This window comes from Paraburkholderia sp. BR13439 (genome assembly GCF_040948805.1).
Lineage (GTDB): Bacteria > Pseudomonadota > Gammaproteobacteria > Burkholderiales > Burkholderiaceae > Paraburkholderia > Paraburkholderia youngii.
Map to the genome: position 1 here is coordinate 1 of NZ_JBFPKN010000165.1, position 357 is coordinate 357.

Here is a 357-nt window from a genome sequence, read left to right on the forward strand (position 1 = left end):
GACGGATACGCCGCCTCCGTGCGGTTCAGCTCCTCCAGCAGATACCCGCGCTCCTGCCCCGGCAGGATCTCCAGCTCCCGCACCGGCGTGTGCGGCGAGCGCTCCAGCAGCTCCGCCAGATGCTCCAGCGCATGTTGCATGTAACCGCACACCCGCTCCGCAGAAACCGGCTCGACCGCTTCCGCCGTCAGGCCCAGTGCCTGCCCGGAGTCGTCCACCGACAGGGTCAAGGGATAGTTGGTGCGCTCCTGCGCACCCAGCCACTCCATGCCGTCCAGGACATCGTCCCCCACGACGCCCGGGAGCGCCGCCAGCGTATTGTGGCGATAGTTCAGCAGCGCGCCAAACAGCGGCGCA

The 357-nt window shown here is 68.6% G+C and carries 1 protein-coding gene; it reads right to left on the reverse strand.

The window, feature by feature from the left end; all coding sequences use genetic code 11:
- Positions 1–357, reverse strand: a 357-nt coding sequence (locus AB3X96_RS42710; RefSeq protein WP_368594434.1) for a hypothetical protein, incomplete at both ends; no start/stop codon positions are given.